The following is a 16,681-nucleotide window of genomic DNA, read 5'->3' as shown; positions in this document are numbered from 1 at the left end:
CTACTTTCGTGTTCTCAACATTCTGTTTAAATACTAAAATCCATAACAGTTGCCAAAATATTAAGCATTTCGTTTGAACTTTGCGTGTTAAACTATGCTTCGGTCGCATTAAGGATTGGTTTATGCAGTTTGTTCATCTCGGTATTTACACAGAATTTTCGATTACAGAGTCGATTGTTCGCATACCCGACTTGGTCAAGGCTGCTGTAAAGGATGAAATGCCTGCGCTGGCACTTACCGACTTATCTAACCTTCATGCTGCTGTAAAGTTTTATAACTCTTGCCTCAAGAAAGGTATTAAGCCTATTTTGGGTAGCACAATCCGTCTTAATGATGCCCAGCATCGTGCAACTTTGCTTGCAATGAGCGATATCGGATGGAAAGGACTGACTGAAATTGTTTCGCGTGGCTTTATTGAAGGTCAGCAACTCAGTATTCCTTGTGTACAAAAAGAATGGGTTCTAGAGCAGCATCAAGATATTATTGTTTTACTTGGCCAACATAGTGATGTTGGGCAAATGCTTTGCTCATCTAATCCGCAAAAAGCAGAACCCTTACTTGAAGAATGGATCGAAAAGTTTGGCAATCGAGTTTATCTTGCTTTAACACGTACTGATCGTGCCGGTGAAGAAGATTTTATTCAAGAAGCTGCCAAGTTAGCAGCTAAATATAATATTGGGGTAGTTGCCCACAACGATGTGCACTTTGTTGAAAAAGAAGATTTCGAAGCACATGAAGCACGTGTATGTATTGCAGATGGTTATGTTTTAGCAGATGACCGACGTCCACGTTTGTATAGTCCTGAACAGCATTTCAAAACTTCAGATGAAATGATTGAGCTGTTTTCAGATATCCCGAGTGCTATTGAAAACACCTATCATATTGCTAAACGCTGTAATGTCAGCTTAAAACTCGGCACTTACTTCTTACCTGAGTACCCAATTCCTGATGGTTTTACCATCGATACCTATTTTGAGCACTTATCAAAAGAAGGTTTGGAAGAGCGTTTAAACTATCTTTACCCAGTTGAAAAACGTGGTGAAGACTGGCCTGAAATTCGTAAGCCTTATGATGAGCGAATTGATTATGAAGTTGGAATCATTCTTAAAATGGGATTCCCTGGCTACTTCCTCATCGTCATGGACTTCATTCAATGGGCAAAAAATAACGGTGTCCCTGTAGGGCCAGGCCGTGGTTCTGGTGCTGGCTCATTGGTTGCCTATAGCTTAAAAATTACCGACCTTGACCCTCTTCGTTATGACTTGCTCTTTGAACGTTTCTTAAACCCAGAACGTGTATCGATGCCCGACTTTGACGTCGATTTCTGTATCGCAGGACGTGACCGTGTTATTGACTACGTATCACGTACTTATGGGCGTGAAGCAGTTTCTCAGATTGCAACTTTCGGTACCATGGCTGCAAAAGGTGCGATTCGTGACGTTGCCCGTGTCTTAGGTAAGTCTTATGGTCTAGCTGACCGTATTTCAAAAATGGTTCCAACTAAACCACTCGGTGTAGATTTAGCAACCGCTATTGAGATGGAACCTCAGCTTAAAGATATCGTTACCAACCCTTCAAATCCAGATAATGATGATGCCAGTGAAATTTGGGAAATGGCATTAAAATTAGAAGGTATTACTCGAAATACAGGTAAACATGCCGGTGGTGTTGTTATTGCGCCAGGTAAAATTACTGACTTCTCTGCAGTACTTTGTGATGCAGACGGTACGAACCGTGTAGCTCAATACGATAAAGATGACGTAGAAGCTGCAGGTCTCGTAAAATTCGACTTCTTGGGCTTACGTAACTTAACGGTTATTGAAGATGCAATTCAAAATATTAATAAAAACCGTGGCAATGACCCTTTAAACATTTCACACGTCCCTCTTGACGACCCTAAAGCTTACTCTGTCTTTGCCGATGCAAATACAACCGCGGTATTCCAGTTTGAATCCGTCGGTATGAAGCGAATGCTTAAAGAAGCACGTCCAAGTAAATTCGAAGAAATTATTGCGTTCGTGTCTTTGTATCGTCCGGGCCCGATGGACCTGATTCCTGACTTTATTCACCGTATGCATGGTGGAGATTTTGAATATCTTCATCCATTGCTGGAAGGCGTATTAGAGCCAACCTACGGGATTATGGTTTACCAAGAACAGGTAATGCAAACTGCACAGATTTGTGCGGGTTATACACTCGGTGGCGCTGACTTACTTCGCCGTGCAATGGGTAAAAAGAAACCTGAAGAAATGGTGAAACAACGCCAAATCTTCCTTGAAGGTGCTGGACAAAAAGGCATTGACGAAAGCACAGCCAACCATATCTTTGACTATATGGAAAAGTTCGCAGGCTATGGTTTCAACAAATCTCACGCAGCTGCTTATGCCCTTGTTGCATACCATACAGCATGGTTAAAAGCTCATTATCCTGCCGAATTTATGGCAGCGGTAATGTCATCGGAAATGCAGAACACTGACAGTGTCGTATTTTTGATTGATGACTGTCGAAATAACGGACTTGAGGTCTTACCTCCGTCAGTTAACATGTCAACTTATCATTTCCATGCCAGTGATGATAAAACCATCGTTTATGGTTTAGGTGCAATTAAAGGTGTTGGTGAACAGGCAATGCAGTCTGTTATTGACTCACGTCGTCAACAAGGGCCTTATACTGACCTATTCGACTTCTGCCACCGTATTGATTTGAAAAAAATCAATAAACGAACTTTAGAAGCACTTATCCGTGCTGGTGCGCTTGATTGTTTAGGTATTGAACGTTCAAGTTTAATGGCTCAATTGCCTGAAGCCGTACAAGCAGCTGAACAGGCACGTAGTAACCGTGAAAGCGGTATTATGGATTTATTTGGTGAAGTTGAAGAAGTTCAACGTAAACCAGCTAAACCTGTTAAGCCATGGAGTGATGAGGTTCGTCTTAAAGGCGAAAAAGATACACTTGGTTTGTATTTAACGGGTCACCCAATTGATGTGTACCGCCAAGAACTCAAAGCCTTTATTCCTGCAAAACTTAATGAAATTACCGCAACTCGCCGCGGTGTAACGACAGTTTATGCAGGACTCGTCCTTGACGTAGCGAATTTCCCGAACCGTGTTGTTATCGTACTTGATGACGGAACGGCACGTATTGAAGTCAGCTGTAACCACGAACGTTTCCAGCGCTTTAAAGATATTATTCAAGTTGAGCGTGTAGTTGTCTTTGAAGGCGAGATTTATGAGCGTGAAGGCTTTGATCGTCCAATGGGACGTCTGAACAAAGCATTTAGCTTAAATGAAATCAGACAAAAACGTGCCAATAGTATTCAAATCAAATTAACTAATGATTTAATGCAACCAAGTTTGGCAAAAGATCTACAAAATATCTTATTGCCTTATTGTAATGTTGATATGCATCAGCATATTGCAATACATTTACAGATTGACCAATCCTATGCTCAGGCTGAGCTTCAGCTTGGGCCGCAGTGGAAAGTCGCACCTTTAGATGAACTACTTGCCAAACTAAGAGATTACTTTGGTAAAGATAATATTCATATTGAATATCAGGTAAAATCTAAGGCAGCTAAAGCAGCAGAACCTGTTCGTCCACAACCTGTTGCCTCACCTCCTGTGGACATGACTATTGATGATGCGTTGGATTCATACCAAAGCGAAGTTTCTCAATATTCGTAATTTCTGGAAATCTTATGAGTTTGTTTGACGACACCGCCGTGTCAAAACAATTAGCACAAGTGCGTATTGTCATGGTCAATACCACTTTACCAGCTAATATTGGCAGTGCTTTACGCGCAATGAAAACAATGGGCTTGAGTAAGTTAGTTCTGGTTTCACCAAAAACCTATCCACATCCAGATATTCAGGCGCTTGCTGCTGGTGCACAAGATTTATTAGAACAAGTTGAAATTGTTGAAACACTCGAAGACGCCATTAAAGACTGTCATTTAGTTTTTGGAACGAGTGCGCGAAGTCGTACTATTCCATGGCCTTTGCTTGACGTGCGCCCTGCTTCAAAAGAAGCAATTAAGGCAGCTTCACAAGGTCAACAGATTGCGATCGTTTTTGGACGTGAAGACCGCGGTTTAACCAATGAAGAGTTGGCATTAGCAAACTATCACCTTACTATTCCTGTAAACTCAGACTATGGTGTACTTAACGTTGCTCAAGCGATTCAAGTCGTATGTTATGAACTTCGCATGTCGGTATTAGAGCAAAAAGAATCAGTTTCTGATGATGGGCAAATGCCACTTGCTCAAGGTCAAAGCATGCAGTGGGATGAGCCTTTAGTCACTCAGCAGCAAATGGAAGAGTTCTATCCTCATTTGGAAAAAATGCTCACTGAAATTGAATTTTTAGATCCAGAAAATCCACGTTTATTACCTTTACGCTTGCGTCGTTTATTTGGTCGTATACAATTAGATCGTATGGAATATCATTTACTTCGCGGTATTTTTAGTCGTGTTCAAGCCCTCACAAGCGGCAAATGGAAAAAAGCATCATCGGACAAGGAGGATCAATCCAATGCTTAAACAGCTTAAAGAAGATATACAGGCTGTATTCGCGCGAGATCCTGCTGCACGAAATACACTCGAAGTACTTACCACTTACCCAGGTATACACGCTTTACTTTTGCATAGACTTGCACACGAATTGTGGAAAAAAGATTGCAAAGGTACTGCCCGTTTTGTTTCGTCATTTAGCCGTTTTGCAACCGGTATTGAAATTCATCCCGGTGCTAAAATCGGCAAACGCTTCTTTATCGATCATGGTATGGGTGTTGTGATTGGTGAAACTGCTGAAATTGGTGACGATGTAACGCTATACCACGGTGTTACCTTAGGTGGTACGACTTGGAATAAAGGTAAGCGTCACCCAACTTTAGAAGATGGTGTAGTTGTAGGTGCCGGTGCGAAAATATTAGGACCGTTTACAGTTGGTAAAGGTGCTAAAGTCGGTTCAAATGCAGTGGTGACAAAAGCGGTACCCGCTGGTGTAACAGCAGTTGGAAACCCTGCTCGCTATATTTATAAAGATGCCGACAAAACTAAAGATAAAGATGAAGAGCGCCGCCGTGATTATGCGCAGAGTATTGGTTTTGCTCCGTATGCGACTACTGCTGATCAATCTGACCCAATTTTAGAAGGAATGCGAGTTTTACTTGACCGTATTCAGCACAATGAAACGCGTATGAATAATTTGTGCCAACGCTTATCCGAACTTGACCCCACTTTCAAAAAAGAAAGCCAAGATGAACAGCCTTTTAGTGATGAAGAGCTAAAAATTCTTGAAGAAGTTCGTCGTGAATGCGGTGCACAAAACAAGACATCAAAAACGTAATATTCTTGATTCATAATGTAACACGCTTACCCTTGCATGTGGGTTTAGCTTTTCCTAGACTTAGCTGTACCAAATCTGACTTTACTAAAATGAACGGAAGATCCTATGAATTTTAAGCCATTGGCGTATTTAATCCTTGCAACTTCTAGTTTAACAGCGTGTACAATGGCACCTGTAAAAGAACAAAAAATCGAACCTTTTGTTTTCAAGGAACCAGAGCTTACTCCTCCATTTTATGCGTTAAATCCATTTAATTATGATGCTCCACCTGCCTTTGAAGTTGCTTTAAAAGATGCCGCAGCACAGCCTGTAACTAAAATGGTAGTCACTCGTCAGGACGATCCAACTAAATCGCTTACATTAGATACAAATAAACTGATTGTACCTACCATCAATAATTCACAACGTTCGATGAAGTATGCAGGTTTAGTTGGCGATAATGAAATTGACGTGACTGAAATTGATGACTTCTTACAGCTTGTTGAAGGTAAAGCTCGTCACTACCCGCCTCGCTTTACTGATCGCCAAGAACGTAAAGGTTTTGAGAGCAAACTCAAAGAAGTAACTCAGCGTTTAGATACTTTAGCCGCTAATCCAAATGCTTCATTTGATATTTTAATTCGAGCATTTAAAGCAAGTGTACTTGCTCGTAACCTTGATTTAGGTACTGCCCATACCACTAGATCTTTAGAATATGCACAAAGACTTTTAAAAATTAGCCCAGATGATCCAGAAACTAATTTCTGGTTTGGTTTTGGTTTGTCTGAAGGTGGTGGTCAACGTGAAGCTATTCCATACTTAGACAAAGCCATTAAAGGTGATGTTCAAGAAGCATATTTAGCTGCTGCAAACAACTATATTGCAATGGAACAAAAGAAAAACGCGATTCAGACCTTAAAAAACTACAAGGTTAAATATCCTGACGAAGCTGAAGTTGCAGATCGTTTGATTCAAGAAATTGAAAAACAAGGTCGTTGGAATGTATGGCAAGTTTTAACAAACCCTGCTATGGCACCAGCTACTCCAACTGCACCAGCAAAAAAATAAGAGTATAAACTTACTAAAAAGGGCTGATTTGACAGCCCTTTTTTATATTTGATCAATTGAAAAATACTTTAAAATTTGTATGATCTGCATATTACTGATCCACATATTTGACCATAATGTTTGTTAGAAAAAGAAACTCAGCGCTCTTCACGGTCATACTCCTCGGTTCAATTCTGAGTGGATGTCAGGTGGTAAATGTTAAGCAACAGGCCCTCAACGTCACTATTGCAAACGAACGTAATAGTATTCTTACCCAAGATAAATTGAGTGAAGCAAGTCTTAACGTTTTGTCTATGTCAGGACAAGAAGCCAAAACTTGTACAGATTCCCCTGATACCTGTGTTAATCAGCTTAAAAATCTTCCACAAATTTTAGATGAACAGCTTTTATCTGCCGCGAGTGAAATGTATCTGGCAAAAGCGATGGCTTTATCAGATTCTTCCGAGTGTAAAATTAGTCGGTTCACTAAGCACAAAGCCTCTGATGAACAAAAAGCAATTCAGAACAAATATGACGATTGCTTAGACCAACAATTGAGCTTACTCGATAAGAGCATTCGTTATAGTTATGCCTACTTATTTTCAACAAAACGTCAGCCGACCGATCGTATTTTTGATAATAGGCAAGTTCAAATACGGGACTTTTATAATCAAGCCATTGCTAAAATGGTGAGTATTTATGATCTAAGATACCCTAAAAAAAATGTGGTAGAACCACAAATCCATATTGGTAAGAGTGTCTACTCAATTGACTTTGAGTTTCATAGACAGTTAACTGGTCAAAAGTTAGAAAAATTAATTTCAAGTTATAACTTAAATTTCTCTGGTTTAAGAACAATCAACCGTCGTGATGGTTTCGGTTCCGAATTTGTGGCTGTTTTCCCAAGTTCAGAAAAAGAAGATATTAATGAATACATTTTAGATCCCCTCAATTACAGCTATAAAAATGGTGTGAATCCGAATATTCACCATGCACGTTATTTAGCAGCAACTATTGTTGCCGAACCTAAAAAAGCCAAAACTGTTGAAGAAATTATTAATGATCCAGAATTTGTAATTCGGGTTTATGATCCTTATCGAACAGATAATATTAATGTCGCTGGTAAGCAATACCCTTTAGCTGCCAACTTCTCGGCTCCTTATGGTTTATGGTTAGCTGAAAATAACTTAGGTGTAGCCGCTTATTTAAGCCTGATTGATCGTGATCAGCATTTAACCATGCCGCATCTATATATGCTCGAACCTTATAATCCAAACAAAAAAATTATTGTGTTGGTACATGGTTTGGCAAGTAGCCCCGAGGCATGGATTGCTCTTACTAACGATGTGATGGGCGATACAGTTTTAAGAGATAACTATCAGGTTTGGCAAGTTTTCTACTCGACCAATATGCCAATCTTAGAAAGTCGATTCCAAATTTATGCACTATTAAAACAAGCGTTCGGTTCGTTAAACCCAAGTGACCCTGCTGCACATGATGCCGTGCTTGTGGGACATAGTATGGGAGGTATTATTAGCCGTTTACTGGTCAGTGATGGTGATATTACTCAACCAGCTTTGAAGCTAATGACTGTACGTCAACAGAACCGCTTCAAAAAACATCCTATGGTGACTGAACGATTGCAAATGCATTCAATTGCTAACTTTGATCGCGCAATTTTCTTAGCATCACCTCACAGAGGTACAGATTATGCAGATCGATGGTTTACTTTAGCTGCTCGTAAAATTATTCGTTTGCCGGGAGCTTTTTTATCTGCTGTAGCGACATCACTAACCACTGAAAACCTAGATGTTAAAGATTTCTTGAATAACATTGATAATGGTCTGATTCAAAATGGACCAAGTGACTTAAGCCATCAATCTAAGTTTATGGAACTCACTGAAAATATTAATCCACACCAAGGCTTAGTCTTCCATTCAATTATGGGTAACATTACTAAAAGCGATGATCCAAATGTCATTACCGATGGTATTGTTCCTTATAAGAGCGCTCACTTAGATGGTGCAAAGTCTGAGAAAGTACTTCCGGGTGGACACTCTATTCAGTTAACACCTCAAGCTGTACTAGAGCTACGCCGTATTTTACGAGAGCATTTAGTTGAACATGGTTTGTATAAACCATAAAAAATAAAAAAGAGCCAAAGGTGATCCTTTGGCTCTTTTGTTTTAGGTTAGATTTTATTGCCCAGAACGGATGATGTAATCAAACGCAGAGAGTGATGCTTTAGCGCCTTCACCTGTAGCAATAATGATTTGTTTGTAAGGTACAGTTGTACAGTCACCTGCAGCGAATACACCTTTCACATTGGTTTCATTGCGGTCGTTGACAATAATCTCGCCACGATTAGTTAACTCAACTTCACTTTCTTTCAAGAAGTCAGTGTTTGGTAATAAACCAATCTGTACAAAGATTCCTGCAAGCTCGACCACATGCTCTTCATCAGCCGCACGGTCTTTATATTTAAGACCGGTTACTTGTGAACCATCACCCAATACTTCGGTGCTTAACGCATTCATAATTACTGTGGTGTTTGGCAAGCTGTTTAACTTGTTTTGCAAGACTTGGTCTGCACGAAGTTTAGTATCAAACTCAACCAGAGTTACATGCTCAACAATACCTGCAAGGTCAATTGCCGCTTCCACACCTGAGTTACCACCACCAATCACTGCAACACGTTTACCTTTGAACAATGGACCATCACAGTGTGGGCAGTACGCTACACCACGGGTACGGTATTCAGCTTCACCCGGTACATTCATTTCTCTCCAACGTGCACCTGTAGAAAGGATCACAGTTTTCGATTCAAGTTTTGCACCGTTTTCAAGTTCAACTTCAACCAGACCATTTGCTGTTTGGTTTGCACCAGTGATTTTGCTGACACGTTGCAGGTTCATGATATCAACATCGTATTCACGAACGTGTGCTTCCATCTCGGCTGCAAACTTAGGACCTTGAGTCTTTTGCACAGAAGTGAAGTTTTCAATGTCCATGGTATCCATGACCTGACCACCAAAGCGCTCAGCCACGATACCGGTGTTAATACCTTTACGTGCTGCATAGATGGCTGCTGTTGCACCTGCAGGTCCACCGCCAATCACCAATACATCAAACGCATCTTTGGCATTAAGTGCTGCTGCATCTTTTTCCGCCGAGTTGGTGTCAAGCTTTGCCACGATCTCTTCAAGCGTCATACGACCTTGACCAATGTGTTCATTGTCCTGGAATACCATTGGCACAGCCATGATTTTGCGTTGTTCCACTTCGTCTTGGAAGAAAGCACCATCAATCATGGTTGCCGTAGTGTTCGGGTTATAAATGGCAATCAGGTTAAGCGCCTGTACCACGTCCGGACAGTTATGACAGCTAAGTGATACGAATACATCAAAGTTAGCTTTGAGGTTTAAACCTTTAATCTGGTTAAGCACTTCATTTGACACTTTAGGTGCATAGCCAGACACTTGTAACAGAGCCAAGATCAAAGATGTAAACTCATGTCCCATTGGTAAGCCTGCAAAGAACACACGAGGCTGTTCACCTGCTTTAGCCACACCAAAGCTTGGACGACGTGTATTGTTACCGTCAAAACGGGCTGTTACCTTGTCAGAAAGCTCAGCGATTTCAGTTACTAATTCTTTAATTTGGGCAGCTTTATCTGATTCATCCAAAGCAGCAACTAATTCGATTGGACTTTCTAAACGTTCTAGGTAAGCTTTTAATTGAGTTTTAATGTTTTGATCTAACATCTGTTTTTACTCCAATACATCCAAATTCTTTCAATAGATGCATAGTACGTGAAAACAATGAATAGGTAAAACAGTATGTTTTTATGTATTTGATCGGTTTTTTAGATTTTATTATTACTTACTTCAAATCAAAAAAAGCCAACCTGAACTTATCCCAGCGCAGATCGGCAAACTGGTCAACTAGAGCAACACGACACCAAATACAGCCCCAGCAATCAAAACATGCAAGGGATGAACTTTTTTAATTAAAGATAATAAAGTCGCAATGACTACCATAATGATAAGTAAAGTATTTATTGCTGCCGCCTCAGAAATAATCCAAGCACTGGCAAGCACAGTCCCCACAGTAACAGGTTGTAAAGCAAGCTGTAAAACACGGCGCCATTTTTTGTCTTTGAACTTAGACCAGCCTCTCATTACAAATACAGTAATAAGAGATGACGGTAAAAATTTAGCGGTAGAAGCTACAAGTAAACCTGACAATCCCGCTACGTGCCACCCTACCAACGGTACAATCATCATGTTTGGCCCAGGAGCTGCTTGAGCCATAGCAAACAATGCACTAAATTCTTGTGCCGTCATCCAATGATGAATGTCGACTACTTGGCGTTGCATTTCAGGTAAAATTGTATTCCCGCCACCAAATGCAATGAGAGACAACTGAGTAAAAATGATCGCTAAAGCAAGTAGAACTGCGCCCATTACACACGTCTCCAAATAATAGATGAATAAAGTGCCAATAAAATCAACATAGTCAAAAGTAAGGGAACTTTTAGAAAAGCAATACTGACAATTGCAGCTACGACAACACACATCGCTATTGGATTACGTAATAAAGGCTTAATCATTTTCAATCCAGTTGCAACCAAAAGCCCAGCTGCTGCTGCCCCTAAACCTTCGAAAAGATGCTTAACCATCAAGTTATCTTGGAACTGTTCATAAACATAATGTAAAAGTACAACAATTACGGTAGGTGCAAGAATCAAACCAATAAGTGAGCTCACTGCTCCACGGACACCGCGAAACTCCATACCAATCGCAACAGATAAATTAATAATATTGCCGCCCGGTAAAAATTGGCACAAACCAAGTAACTCGGTGAACTTTTCAGGACTTAGCCATTGCCTTTGCTCTACAATAACTTTGCGGGCTAAAGGCAAAACACCACCAAATCCCATTAAACCTAATGTTAAAAAACCTAAAAATAACTCTGTGCAGGTAGGTACACTCTCCTTCTGCACGGCAATCTCAACATGGTTCATTTTCGTTACTTTTCACTTTATCTGACCAAGATAGAATGATACTTTTGTGGTATATCTACAAATGCTTTTATTTTCGTTAACCATACCCTAAAGGTATTTCTATGCTCGATTTACATAAGCTTCATGCCTTTGTTGTAGTGGTTGAAGAAAGAAACATTACGCATGCAGCAAACCGATTGTTTATCCAACAGCCGCCTCTAACGCGTTTACTCAAAAAACTTGAAGAAGAACTCGGTACACAGTTACTTATTCGTCAACCGCGCGGGATTGAACCGACAGAAGCAGGTTTAGCACTATTTAAAGAAGCACAACTTTTATTAGAGCATGCTCGTCATATTACCAAATTGGTCCAAGACGTTAGCCAAGGTAAAACTGGACAGCTTAATATTGGTTTTACAAGTTCCGCAGGTTTACATCCGCTCATTTCACTTGTATTACGTTCGTATCGGGAAATGTACCCTGCTGTACAAACTAAACTTGAAGAAGCAGGTAGTCAAAAGCAACTGGACTGGTTAATTTCAGAAAAACTTGATATTGCTTTTTTAAGAGCGCCGATTAGCCGAGATATTGGTTTGAAGCATCTTCATATATTAGATGAACCCATGGTGGTGGCCCTACCTATCGGTCATCCGCTTACACAGAAGAAAAAAATTAGTTTAAGTAACTTGTCAGAGGAAAATTTTGTTTTATACCGTCGCTCTTCAGGGCAAGGCTTATATGACAATATTTTATATAGCTGCTATCAAGCAGGATTTAGTCCACGCATTATTCAAGAAGCTCCGCGCCCTACTGCGACGCTCAATTTAGTGGCTGCTGGTATTGGAATTAGTATTGTACCCGCATCAATGCATAACTTTTGGGACCATGAAATCGTCTATCGCGAGTTTGATGATTCGATAAAACTAAATGCGCCTATTTACTTGATTACTAGAGAAAATAAAAACTCAGCTAAAGTTTCAAACTTCATTGAACTCATGCAAAAACTTTTACCGACAATGACCTAAGTTTAAAAGCCAGACAATAAAAAGTGCCTATATAAAGGCACTTTTTTAGCGATCTTTAGAAAATAGTTCAAATAAATTTTGCGATTTTTTAAGAGTAATACTTTTTCTTTAACCAAAGCGAAACCGAAACCAGTGAGATCAACACTGGTACTTCAACCAATGGCCCGATCACTGTAGTAAAAGCAACTGGTGATGCCAAACCAAAAGTTGCAATGGCTACGGCTAAAGCCAACTCAAAGTTGTTTCCCGCTGCGGTAAATGAAATAGCAGTGGTACGTGGGTAGTTATTCCCCATCCGTTTACTCATAAAGAAACTGATAAAGAACATTACGACAAAGTAAATCGTCAGTGGAATCGCAATACGTAATACATCTAAAGGTAAACTCACTACATCTCCACCTTTTAGACTAAACATCGCCACAATGGTAAAAAGTAATGCGATTAAACTTAATGGACTAATTTTTGGTAAAAATTTGGTTTGATACCACTCCAAGCCTTTTAATTTAACTAAAATCAAACGAGTTATGAATCCCATTAAAAATGGAATACCCAAATACACTAAAACAGCATGGGTAATGGTCCAGAAATTGACATCAATCACTTGCCCTGCCACACCAAAATACGGTGGTAAAAAGGTTAAGAAAAGCCATGCGTAGCTACTAAAGAATAAGATTTGGAAAATACTGTTAAAGGCAACCAAAGCTGCAACATATTGGTTATCACCGCACGCTAAGCCATTCCAGACCAATACCATTGCAATACAACGTGCTAAGCCAATTAAAATAAGACCTGTCATATACTCTGGATAGTTATGCAAAAAAACAATTGCAAGAATAAACATTAAAACTGGAGCAATAATCCAATTTTGTACCAATGATAAAGTTAAGGTCTTTTTATCTTTAAATACTTCCGGCAAAGCTGCATAGTCCACTTTTGCCAATGGCGGATACATCATTAAGATCAAACCAATCGCAATTGGAATATTAACGTTATCTACACTTAACTTATTTAAAGACACAGATGCCTGAGGAAAGAAAACTCCAATAGCTAAACCTAAAGCCATTGCAATAAAAATCCACAGCGTCAGGTTTCGATCTAAAAAGGAAAGCCCTTGTTTGGTCATGTTTTACTCGAAGAAAGAATTGATTAATTTTGCTCAATACACACAAATGACTAATACATTTATGCTAAGAAAATCCGAATTTTTAAGACAAAAATCTAGAAAGATTAATCACAGCACGTTGTAGTGATAGAAGGCTGATCTTGTTGTTTTACCCTTGTCTCAATCTCGTCATTTTCTATCACCTTTAAAATATCTAAAGCCCATATAGGTAAATCAGGATTTAAGCTGTAATAAACCCACTGTCCTTTTCTTTCATCCAGTAATACGCCATGAGTTCTTAGTAAGGCTAAGTGTCGAGAAATTTTCGGTTGGCTCAACTCAAGCTGCTCTGTTAGCTCACAAACACAAATATTTTGTTTGTTTAGAACTAATTTAAAAATGTTTAACCGAGTTTGGTCAGATAGACATTTAAAGAAATCGACTTGGTTGATCATATCTTCAACAGAGTATATTCGATATTGCAAATATACGGATATCCATATATAAATGCAATAACTTAATTTGAAGATCAATTTATCATGAGCGATCAATTGAAAATCTATCATAACCCTGCTTGTGGAACTTCACGAAATACATTGGCGCTTATTCGTCATGCCGGGTTTGAGCCTATTGTTATTGAATATTTACAAACACCTCCAAGTAAAGATGAACTAATCCAACTCATTCAAGATTCAAACTTAACTGTACGGGAAGCCATTCGTAAAAATGTTGATCCCTATAAAGAATTAGAGTTAGAACAAGACCATTGGACCGATGAACAGTTAATTGACTTTATGGTGCAGTATCCAATTTTAATTAATCGTCCATTTGTGGTTACATCAAAAGGTACACGACTTTGCCGCCCTTCTGAGGTTGTATTGGATATTTTAGATTCAAAAAGCTTAGGCTATTTTGCAAAAGAAGATGGTGAAGTGATTATTGATGAGCAAGGTCATCGTATAAAGTAATTGAAGACACTTACCAATATAAAAAGCTAAATGGCATGGCACCATTTAGCTTTTTATAAATGAAACGGATTAAAAATAGGATTTAATAAAAGGAAGCAGCTGCTCTCCTATTACCATGCCCAATAAACCAACTAATGCAACAAGAGGTGGAGCTGGTGACTTCACATTTAAAACATAATATAAGACACCAACAAGCAACCCTACAGCCAAAGATAATAAGTACATTTTCATGGTACATACCTTAGAAAACCAAGCCATTTAAAGCGGCAGGTTCCCATACTGTTTTATTTAAAATGCAAAACACGAGCACCCTAGTGCGCCCCAGAAAGACTTTTTGTCTTTATTGTTTACAGGAACATCAAGCATCCAAGCGTGGCTGTGTCCATGCATGCCACAGCTGCTAGCACATGCACACAATGCACTTTGTGACTGTAGTGACTCATTGGAAGGCGCATTACGGTTTTCAGATAAACGCCACTGACCACCAAAGCGTTTTACCGGCGACCATGTTGGAGATGCTGGTGGTAACGGCGGATCATCTTGCTTAAACTCTGCCGCTGCGTACACCACTTTTCCGCCCAAAACAGTGAGTACAGACTCAATCCACTGAATATCTTCTGCTTCAACTTTAAAGTAGTCATCGGACAGAACAACCAAGTCAGCAAGTTCTCCTGCTGTGAGTGAACCTTTGATATCTTTTTCACCCGAAAACCATGCCGAACCTTTAGTCCAGAGTTTTAGGGCTGTTTGACGGTCTAATAGATTTTTTTCATCATAGAGCGGTAAGCCACCCACTGTTTTACCTGTAGTCAGCCAATACAAACACACCCAAGGGTTATAAGACGCAACACGAGTCGCATCTGTCCCGGCACCCACAGGAACACCGAGTTCTAACATTTTTTTAACTGGTGGCGTTGCCTGAGCGGCTTCGGCACCATAACGTCTTACGAAAATTTCACCTTGATATGCCATACGGTGTTGAATGGCAATACCGCCACCCAACGCACCAATACGCTCGATATTGCGCTCAGATACAGTTTCGGCATGGTCAATAATAAATCGGGTCGCAAATGGCTGTTTAGCATTTACTCGCTCAAATACATTGAGTAACCGACTAATGCTTTCATCATAGGTTGCATGAATACGGAATGGCCATTTCTTTTCAGCCAAGTGCTCTACAATGGCTTCGAGTTCACCTTCCATTTTTTCTGGTAAATCTGGACGTGGCTCATAAAAATCTTCAAAGTCACCCGCAGACCACGTCAAATTCTCACCGGCTCCATTCATTCTAAATAGTTCATCACCATCGCCCGGAAATGTCATTTCTGTCCAGCGGCGATAATCATCAAGCTCTTGGCCTGCCTTCTGAGCAAATAGGTTATAAGCAATACGTACGGTCATTTGATTTTGGTCGTGTAATTGCTTAATCACATCATAATCTTCAGGGTAGTTTTGACCGCCACCGCCCGCATCAATTGCAGAAGTAATGCCTAATCGGTTCAGCTCACGCATGAAATGACGCGTTGAATTGACTTGATCTTCAACTGGCAATTTCGGTGCTTTACCTAAGGTTGAATACAAAATCATAGCGGATGGCGTTGCGAGCAACAGTCCTGTTGGCTCACCTTTTTCATCTCTTACAATCTTGCCACCCGGCGGGTCTGGCGTGTCTTTGTTAAAGCCTAATACATCAAGCGCAGCTCGGTTGAGCATTGCACTGGCATATAGATGTAAAACGAATACAGGAGTATCTGGCGCAGCTTTATTAATTTCTTCTAAAGTCGGTAAACGCTTTTCGGCAAACTGGAATTCAGTCCATCCACCTACTACACGAACCCATTGTGGAGCTGGAGTATTGTCTGCTTGTTCTTTGAGTAAGCGTAATGCATCTGCAACGGATGGCACACCTTCCCAGCGCAGCTCCATATTGTAATTGAGACCACCGCGAATAATATGCAAATGACTGTCATTTAGCCCCGGTATAACACGACGACCATTTAGGTCTACAACTTTACTTGTTGGTGTTACGAGCTTCATGATCTCATCATTTGTACCCGTGCGGAGAATTTTACCATCTGCAATCGCAATTGCTTGTACTTCGGGGTTCTGAGGATCTAGTGTTGTGATTTTACCGTTTTTGAGTATGAGGTTTATTTCGGTCATTCTGAACTCCATTCTTGTGAATTATTGTTTTAAAAAATAAAGGTATA

14 protein-coding genes are annotated in these 16,681 nt (G+C 40.0%); 7 read left to right on the top strand and 7 right to left on the bottom strand.

Going from position 1 to position 16,681, the window contains the following annotated elements:
- Nucleotides 1-122: 122 nt before the first annotated feature.
- From dnaE to ABLC00_RS07805, 5 genes are all read left to right on the top strand, one after another.
- Entirely contained in the window at nt 123-3,683 is a 3,561-nt protein-coding gene (gene dnaE / locus ABLC00_RS07825) for a DNA polymerase III subunit alpha (protein ID WP_004887588.1), read from the top strand.
- Nucleotides 3,684-3,697: 14 nt separating this feature from the next.
- Nucleotides 3,698-4,537 (top strand): RNA methyltransferase, encoded by an 840-nt coding sequence (locus ABLC00_RS07820; RefSeq protein ID WP_004887591.1) that lies wholly within the window; start codon nt 3,698-3,700, stop codon nt 4,535-4,537.
- Nucleotides 4,530-5,345 (top strand): serine O-acetyltransferase, encoded by an 816-nt coding sequence (cysE, locus tag ABLC00_RS07815; RefSeq protein WP_000917698.1) that lies wholly within the window; start codon nt 4,530-4,532, stop codon nt 5,343-5,345. Before ABLC00_RS07820 ends, cysE begins: the two co-directional genes overlap by 8 nt.
- A gap of 105 nt (nt 5,346-5,450) precedes the next feature.
- Nucleotides 5,451-6,392: an ABUW_2363 family tetratricopeptide repeat lipoprotein gene (locus ABLC00_RS07810; RefSeq protein ID WP_348941083.1), complete on the top strand. Its 942-nt coding sequence runs from the start codon at nt 5,451-5,453 to the stop codon at nt 6,390-6,392.
- 116 nt (nt 6,393-6,508) lie between these two features.
- Complete coding sequence (locus tag ABLC00_RS07805) at nt 6,509-8,515, top strand: triacylglycerol lipase (protein WP_029769059.1); 2,007 nt, start codon at nt 6,509-6,511, stop codon at nt 8,513-8,515.
- Nucleotides 8,516-8,569: 54 nt separating this feature from the next.
- Here ABLC00_RS07805 and ahpF read toward each other — a convergent pair whose 3' ends face one another.
- From ahpF to ABLC00_RS07790, 3 genes are all read right to left on the bottom strand, one after another.
- Complete coding sequence (ahpF, locus tag ABLC00_RS07800) at nt 8,570-10,135, bottom strand: alkyl hydroperoxide reductase subunit F (protein ID WP_033846344.1); 1,566 nt, start codon at nt 10,133-10,135, stop codon at nt 8,570-8,572.
- A 180-nt stretch (nt 10,136-10,315) separates the two neighbouring features.
- Nucleotides 10,316-10,837 (bottom strand): chromate transporter, encoded by a 522-nt coding sequence (locus tag ABLC00_RS07795; protein WP_004702206.1) that lies wholly within the window; start codon nt 10,835-10,837, stop codon nt 10,316-10,318.
- Nucleotides 10,837-11,397 (bottom strand): chromate transporter, encoded by a 561-nt coding sequence (locus ABLC00_RS07790; protein WP_004709256.1) that lies wholly within the window; start codon nt 11,395-11,397, stop codon nt 10,837-10,839. Before ABLC00_RS07790 ends, ABLC00_RS07795 begins: the two co-directional genes overlap by 1 nt.
- Before the next feature lie 101 nt (nt 11,398-11,498).
- Here ABLC00_RS07790 and ABLC00_RS07785 point away from each other — a divergent pair, with 101 nt between their 5' ends.
- Nucleotides 11,499-12,401 carry a LysR family transcriptional regulator gene (locus ABLC00_RS07785; protein WP_004887596.1) on the top strand — a complete coding sequence of 301 codons (903 nt, stop codon included), beginning with the start codon at nt 11,499-11,501 and terminating at the stop codon, nt 12,399-12,401.
- 88 nt (nt 12,402-12,489) lie between these two features.
- Here the strand turns inward: ABLC00_RS07785 and arsB are convergent, their stop codons facing one another.
- Nucleotides 12,490-13,524: an ACR3 family arsenite efflux transporter gene (gene arsB / locus ABLC00_RS07780; protein WP_004887597.1), complete on the bottom strand. Its 1,035-nt coding sequence runs from the start codon at nt 13,522-13,524 to the stop codon at nt 12,490-12,492.
- Nucleotides 13,525-13,628: 104 nt separating this feature from the next.
- The gene (locus ABLC00_RS07775; RefSeq protein WP_006580988.1) at nt 13,629-13,958 is read right to left on the bottom strand and encodes a metalloregulator ArsR/SmtB family transcription factor; all 330 of its coding nucleotides are present in this window, start codon (nt 13,956-13,958) and stop codon (nt 13,629-13,631) included.
- An 84-nt stretch (nt 13,959-14,042) separates the two neighbouring features.
- Between ABLC00_RS07775 and arsC the strand changes: the two genes are divergently transcribed.
- Nucleotides 14,043-14,471 carry an arsenate reductase (glutaredoxin) gene (gene arsC, locus ABLC00_RS07770; RefSeq protein ID WP_004887599.1) on the top strand — a complete coding sequence of 143 codons (429 nt, stop codon included), beginning with the start codon at nt 14,043-14,045 and terminating at the stop codon, nt 14,469-14,471.
- 69 nt (nt 14,472-14,540) lie between these two features.
- Here the strand turns inward: arsC and ABLC00_RS07765 are convergent, their stop codons facing one another.
- Together ABLC00_RS07765 and ABLC00_RS07760 are read right to left on the bottom strand one after the other, a co-directional pair.
- Nucleotides 14,541-14,702 carry a DUF1427 family protein gene (locus tag ABLC00_RS07765; protein ID WP_000784879.1) on the bottom strand — a complete coding sequence of 54 codons (162 nt, stop codon included), beginning with the start codon at nt 14,700-14,702 and terminating at the stop codon, nt 14,541-14,543.
- 57 nt (nt 14,703-14,759) lie between these two features.
- Nucleotides 14,760-16,634 (bottom strand): amidohydrolase, encoded by a 1,875-nt coding sequence (locus tag ABLC00_RS07760; RefSeq protein ID WP_004887600.1) that lies wholly within the window; start codon nt 16,632-16,634, stop codon nt 14,760-14,762.
- Between the last annotated feature and the right edge of the window lie 47 nt (nt 16,635-16,681).

It is taken from the genome of Acinetobacter nosocomialis, from assembly GCF_041021905.1.
GTDB lineage: Bacteria > Pseudomonadota > Gammaproteobacteria > Pseudomonadales > Moraxellaceae > Acinetobacter > Acinetobacter nosocomialis.
The sequence above is the reverse complement of the archived record's forward strand: the minus strand, read 5'-3'. Positions and strand labels throughout refer to the sequence as shown.

Bases quoted from the DNA above. Each gene is read 5' to 3' on its own strand.
- ABLC00_RS07790 (WP_004709256.1), bottom strand. From the start codon at position 11,397: ATGAACCATGTTGAGATTGCCGTGCAGAAGGAGAGTGTACCTACCTGC.
- ABLC00_RS07805 (WP_029769059.1), top strand. From the start codon at position 6,509: ATGTTTGTTAGAAAAAGAAACTCAGCGCTCTTCACGGTCATACTCCTC.
- ABLC00_RS07760 (WP_004887600.1), bottom strand. From the start codon at position 16,634: ATGACCGAAATAAACCTCATACTCAAAAACGGTAAAATCACAACACTA.
- ABLC00_RS07810 (WP_348941083.1), top strand. From the start codon at position 5,451: ATGAATTTTAAGCCATTGGCGTATTTAATCCTTGCAACTTCTAGTTTA.
- ahpF (WP_033846344.1), bottom strand. From the start codon at position 10,135: ATGTTAGATCAAAACATTAAAACTCAATTAAAAGCTTACCTAGAACGT.
- dnaE (WP_004887588.1), top strand. From the start codon at position 123: ATGCAGTTTGTTCATCTCGGTATTTACACAGAATTTTCGATTACAGAG.
- ABLC00_RS07820 (WP_004887591.1), top strand. From the start codon at position 3,698: ATGAGTTTGTTTGACGACACCGCCGTGTCAAAACAATTAGCACAAGTG.
- ABLC00_RS07775 (WP_006580988.1), bottom strand. From the start codon at position 13,958: ATGATCAACCAAGTCGATTTCTTTAAATGTCTATCTGACCAAACTCGG.
- ABLC00_RS07785 (WP_004887596.1), top strand. From the start codon at position 11,499: ATGCTCGATTTACATAAGCTTCATGCCTTTGTTGTAGTGGTTGAAGAA.
- ABLC00_RS07795 (WP_004702206.1), bottom strand. From the start codon at position 10,837: ATGGGCGCAGTTCTACTTGCTTTAGCGATCATTTTTACTCAGTTGTCT.
- cysE (WP_000917698.1), top strand. From the start codon at position 4,530: ATGCTTAAACAGCTTAAAGAAGATATACAGGCTGTATTCGCGCGAGAT.
- arsB (WP_004887597.1), bottom strand. From the start codon at position 13,524: ATGACCAAACAAGGGCTTTCCTTTTTAGATCGAAACCTGACGCTGTGG.
- ABLC00_RS07765 (WP_000784879.1), bottom strand. From the start codon at position 14,702: ATGAAAATGTACTTATTATCTTTGGCTGTAGGGTTGCTTGTTGGTGTC.
- arsC (WP_004887599.1), top strand. From the start codon at position 14,043: ATGAGCGATCAATTGAAAATCTATCATAACCCTGCTTGTGGAACTTCA.